This window comes from Vibrio sp. 1288 (genome assembly GCF_033344475.1).
In genome coordinates this window covers 1-619 of record NZ_JAWPOX010000731.1, presented here as the reverse complement: position 1 = coordinate 619, position 619 = coordinate 1, and the positions used below count along the sequence as shown (strand labels likewise).

The window sequence follows — 619 nt, the reverse complement described above, 5'->3', positions numbered from 1 at the left end:
ATCCAGAAACCATGGGCTGGAAGCAGATATTGAAAGATCTGACGGTGAAAGCACGAGTTGCCGAAGTGATTCGTACTACTAAAGAAACCGACATTAAAGTTGCCGTTAATCTGGATGAGCAAGGTGGCAATGATATCTCAACAGGTCTTGGTTTCTTTGACCACATGCTGGATCAAATTGCCACTCACGGTGGTTTCCAAATGGTGTGCAAAGTCGACGGTGATTTACATATTGATGATCACCACACGATTGAAGATACCGCTTTAGCCCTTGGTCAGGCATTAAAAGAGGCGTTGGGCGATAAGCGCGGCATTGGTCGCTTTGGTTTCAGCCTGCCGATGGATGAGTGCTTGGCGCAATGTGCGTTGGATTTGTCTGGTCGTCCTTACCTGAAATTTGACGCGAAATTTAGCCGTGATCAAGTTGGAGACTTGTCGACAGAGATGGTGGTTCACTTCTTCCGTTCTTTAACTGACACACTAGCGTGTACGCTACACCTTTCTTCTGCTGGCGATAATGATCACCACATCATTGAGAGCCTATTCAAAGCGTTTGGTCGAACGTTACGCCAAGCAATCAAGGTGGAAGGTACGGAGCTGCCAAGCAGCAAAGGCGTCCT

At 47.5% G+C, this 619-nt stretch carries 1 protein-coding gene; it reads left to right on the top strand.

All coding sequences use genetic code 11. From position 1 onward, the window contains the following. Positions 1-619, top strand: a 619-nt coding sequence (hisB, locus tag R8O11_RS29045) for an imidazoleglycerol-phosphate dehydratase HisB (protein ID WP_318195100.1), incomplete at both ends; no start/stop codon positions are given.